The organism is uncultured Olegusella sp., assembly GCF_947253395.1.
Taxonomy (GTDB): Bacteria; Actinomycetota; Coriobacteriia; order Coriobacteriales; family Atopobiaceae; genus Olegusella.
The window spans coordinates 1-4,671 of record NZ_CAMXYY010000104.1 but is presented as its reverse complement, the minus strand read 5'-3'; the positions used below and the strand labels follow the sequence as shown (position 1 = coordinate 4,671).

The 4,671-nt window shown below is 49.8% G+C and carries 5 protein-coding genes; 2 read left to right on the top strand and 3 right to left on the bottom strand.

All coding sequences use genetic code 11. The annotated features are described in order from the left end of the window. On the bottom strand, positions 1 to 847 hold an 847-nt coding region (locus tag Q0X25_RS07200), incomplete at its 3' end, for a 6-phosphofructokinase (protein ID WP_298580570.1). A gap of 114 nt (positions 848 to 961) precedes the next feature. Beyond that, positions 962 to 1,879 (bottom strand): undecaprenyl-diphosphate phosphatase, encoded by a 918-nt coding sequence (locus Q0X25_RS07195; RefSeq protein WP_298580567.1) that lies wholly within the window; start codon positions 1,877 to 1,879, stop codon positions 962 to 964. Between the two features lie 286 nt (positions 1,880 to 2,165). Between Q0X25_RS07195 and Q0X25_RS07190 the strand changes: the two genes are divergently transcribed. Then, positions 2,166 to 2,618 (top strand): universal stress protein, encoded by a 453-nt coding sequence (locus Q0X25_RS07190; protein WP_021735828.1) that lies wholly within the window; start codon positions 2,166 to 2,168, stop codon positions 2,616 to 2,618. Between the two features lie 72 nt (positions 2,619 to 2,690). Here the strand turns inward: Q0X25_RS07190 and Q0X25_RS07185 are convergent, their stop codons facing one another. Next, positions 2,691 to 3,632, bottom strand: coding sequence for a DMT family transporter (locus Q0X25_RS07185; protein ID WP_298580564.1), 942 nt, complete (start codon positions 3,630 to 3,632; stop codon positions 2,691 to 2,693). Positions 3,633 to 3,713: 81 nt separating this feature from the next. Here Q0X25_RS07185 and Q0X25_RS07180 point away from each other — a divergent pair. Further along, positions 3,714 to 4,671: insulinase family protein (locus Q0X25_RS07180; protein WP_298580561.1), on the top strand; the 958-nt coding region annotated here is incomplete at its 3' end.

Below are 4,671 nucleotides of genomic sequence, written 5' to 3'. Positions count from 1 at the left end.
TATGGCCCGGAATAGCTACACGCGTCTCGCGGCCCGTACGCAACTCAATCTCGCGCGCAAGCGCATAGGCAACAGAAGGATCAGTCCTCTGGGCAAGAGCCGCCTTGTATTCTTTTTTGTTGAGCATCTTTTCACCCTTGGTGATAGCACCTTCGGCCACCACAACAATGGCAAAACGCCCGCCCATTTTTTCGCGCTTCTCAATGGCCGCAACAACGTTATCCAGATCATAGGGAATCTCAGGAATCAAAATAACGTCAGCTCCGCCTGCAACACCTGCGTACAGGGGAATCCAGCCAACCTTATGGCCCATAATCTCGATAACAAAGACACGTCCATGTGAGCTTGCCGTGGTCTTGATATCATCAATTGCTTTGGTTGCAATATCGATAGCCGAGGGAAAACCAAAGGTCATATCAGTGCCCCAGGTGTCGTTATCAATCGTCTTTGGCAGACCGATAACATGCAGGCCTTCCTCATTCAGCAGGTTTGCTGTCTTGAGCGAGCCATTACCACCCAGTACGCACAGGTAATCAAGCCGCAGTTTTTTGTAAGTCTGCTTCATGGCCTCAACCTTATTGAGACCATTTTCATCAGGTTCACGAATCAGCTTAAACGGTGTACGACTTGTGCCCAAAATGGTGCCACCCGTCGTCAGCAGACCGCTCACATCATGCCACGTGAGTTTGCGATACTGGCCATACATCAACCCACGATAGCCATCGAGAAAGCCATAAAACTCGACTGGATTTTTGCATTCGTTGCTAACCGTACGCACAATAGCGCGCATCGTTGCATTCAACGCTTGGCAATCACCACCGCTAGTAAGTATACCGACTCGAAGCATATGGTCCTCTTCCCTCTCGCAGCGCTGTTACGGTCTTTTTTGCTGGTACCGACTTATAAACTCAGAATAGTCGTAGCTCTATTGTACGCCACCGATAAGCCAGACAAGCAAAACTTAGTGCACAAGTAAGAAGTACGTTACTACAGCCGCACCCAGTACAATTCGATACCAACCAAAGGGCTTGAAATTGTGCTTTTTGACAAAGGACATCAAGAAACGAATCGCAAGCAAAGACACCACAAAAGCAACGACACAGCCAACTAACAACAGCGTTAACTCATGTAAAGCAAAGCTATTGCCTTTGAGGAAAAACTTCACCAAGCGCAAGGCGCTGGCACCCACCATTACGGGCACTGCTAAAAAGAAGGTAAACTCCGCTGCAACCGTGCGCGAGCAACCCAAAAGCAGGCCGCCAATGATGGTCGAGCCCGAGCGAGAGGTACCTGGCACAATCGAAAGAATCTGGAAAATGCCAATGCCTATCGCCGTTAACCAAGGCATATGACGCACATCCGTCACACGCGCATCGTTATCAGCAAGCTCACTAGGATTGTCTGTCACAGGTACCGCCATATGACGAGCAGAACTTCCCCGAGCAACCAACTGCTGAGCACGGCTATCGCGGCGAGACTCGATCACAATAAAAGCAACACCATAGACAATAAGTGCAGCGGCAATCACAAAAGGACTGCCGAGATGAGCTTCCATCCAGTCGTCCAACGGGATACCAATTGCAGCTGCAGGAATACAAGCAACGATAATCTGTGCCCAAAGCCGCCACGTATCACGGCGTTCATCGGGGCTTTTCTTACCCGAAAAGGGATTGAGTGCATGGAAGAAAAGTACGCAAACCGCCAGGATTGCCCCCAGCTGAATGACCACCAAAAACATATCCCAAAAATCTTTAGATACATTGAGCTTGACGAATTGGTCGAGCAACAGCATATGACCCGTTGATGAAATGGGTAACCACTCAGTAATGCCTTCTACTAAACCAAAAAGTACCGCTTTGAGCAGTTCAATCATATCCATGGGTAACACCCCCGCTAGTTTTAACTGCCAATACGTCTTGCTACTACAGACGGCCCGCCATGACGAACACAACCACAGATACCACGCACGCACAGACCGCAGACACTTTGCTTGCCTATCTTTGCGTACCAATGTAGGACAACACGCCCACCATCCGCCTGCCCCTCACAAACTGCTACGGAAAAACACCGACCGCCTACCGTCTAGAGCATCCACAAGCAAACTTATCATCTGACAGCTGGGTAAACTCTAGTTAGTAGATACTCTACGGAAAGCAGGGATTACGATGACAAAGACTTACTCTGACCTCGGTTATGACAAGATTTTTGTAGCACTTGATGGGAGTGATCTGCAATATAAGGTGCTCGATCGTGCAATCACAACGGCAGCGAACGACAACGCAGAGCTCTACATTGGTCATGTCATTGACTCAACCGCGCTAGAAACTACAGGGGTTTATCCATCAGGCCTCATTTCCGCCCTTGAAGAGGATTTCCGCAATTCTATCGCCGAGCAAATCGCCAAGGCACAAGCAGAGCCCAACATCAAAAAAGTTGCGCTTATTGTCAAAGCGGGGCGCATCCGCGAAACACTCAAAGATGAAATGCTTGATGAAATCAACCCTGATTTAGTGGTATGCGGCGCGCGCGGACTGTCGCCAATCAAATATGCTCTGCTTGGCTCGATTTCTACCTTTTTGATTAGAACCGCAAAGGTTGACACTCTTGTGGTGAAGTAGCACCTAAGCTTAACGTGCCGCAAGCCCTGCAAGCCGCGCGACCTCGTGTGCTCCTTGCAGGGCTATATACAGCTATACAGTCAAAAATACGGTAATGATAATCAAAGCAAAGCCCAGCAGCTCTGCTCCAGAAAAAGTTGCGCCAAGAAAAACAACTGATGTAATGGTTGCCACCACAGGCTCGGAAGTTGCAAGCAACGAGCCTCGCACCGAGCCGACTTCTTTGACACCTTGCAGGTAGAGGCCATAAGCACCAAAAGTACCTATGACCACGGAAAACACAACGGCCAACCAGCCAAGCCAGTCAAGTGTAGGCATATTTTCCCAGGGACGCACATAAGCCGAAAGCAGCACTCCTGCCATCAAAAAAGACAAACCATTGACCACAAAATTGCCCCAGCGATGCATCATGTGTGCGGGCAAAATAGCCAAAATAGCAGCGGCAACAGCACAAATTAGACCCCAAATAAGACCTTCAGGCTGCAGATTCATCTGAGTTGGCACACCCGCGGTTGCCACCAAATACGTACCCATAAGTGCAAGAAATAGACCCAACGCTTCACGTTTGCGCGGCTTGCGGGGTGTAACCACACACACATACACCAGCACCATGGGCATCTCTAGCGACTGCAACACCGTCGCTGTACCCGAATCAGTCCAATCAATTGCCTCGAGATAGGCTACCTGAGAAAAAATAATGCCGCCCAGCGCCACAAGCAAAATTGCCCAGAGATCACGCGGACTATGCAGGGCATCTATCAGGCGACGACGATTACGCAACAGCGCTACAGCCAAAAAGAGCCAGCACGCAGTCAGCTCACGTACACAAGCCAACCACAGGGGGTCAACGTTATAGGCATCCATTAAAAACTTGGATACAGTACCGTTTGCGCCCCACAGTGCGCCTCCAAGCAGCGTAATAAGAATACCGCGCAACAATGCGCGTCCTGTAGGATCAGGAGTCGGCGCTTCGATCTTTCCTGAAGGCGTCGATTGACGTTGAGGTTCAAGCATGGGCATCTCATCTCTGGGTATTATAAATAAGTGCACAAAACCTAAAGCACAATAGCACCAATACACTGCTTGGAGGACCTCATGCAAAAGGATAAGAAGGATTTCACTATTCCCGACCCCAAACTAGCGGTTGGCAGAAAACATTCGGGCTTTAGTGTCACCGCAATTCATCCTATCTCCGAACTCTCAGCTACTGGCTATGAGCTGCGCCATGACGCGAGCGGCGCCCGCGCGCTCTGGCTTGCCTGCAACGATGTCAACAAGTCATTTGCCATCAGTTTCAAAACGCCACCCGCTAATGACACGGGTGTTTTTCATATCCTTGAGCATTCAGTGTTGTGTGGTTCGGATCGTTTTCCTGTCAAGGAGCCGTTCGTCAATTTAATCAAGACGAGCATGCAGACCTTCCTAAACGCGATGACTTTTCCCGACAAAACCATGTATCCTGTTGCGTCCACCAACGAGCGCGACCTCGAAAATCTTATGGATGTTTATCTGGATGCCGTGCTGCATCCTGCCATCTACCAGCGTCCGCGCATTTTTGAGCAGGAAGGCTGGCATTATGAACTTGTCGGCGAAGGTGACGATGCTCAACTTATGTATAACGGCGTTGTCTTTAACGAGATGAAAGGCGCCTTCTCTGATCCCGATGAAATTGTATTTGATCAGGTCAGTCGTGCACTCTTCCCCGATACTCCCTACCGTTTTGTTTCTGGCGGAGATCCACACTCTATCCCTCAGCTCAGCTACGAGCAGTTCGTCGACACCCATGCGCGTCACTACAATCTCGCTAACAGCTACACCATTTTATATGGTGATCTTGATATTGAGCGCGAACTTGCCTTTATCAACAAACGTTTTGAGCAAGCTGTTGACCGCGGTGTTGGCAAGCCCAACGCACTGCCAATGCAAGCTCCCATCCAAGCAGGACTTTCTCAAGTCAAGATGGCGACAGCCCCTGAGAATGCCTCTGTCGCACTGGCTTACGTGTTTGCCACTGCTGATGAGCGCACACGTGTGCTAGCAGCAGATGTATTAC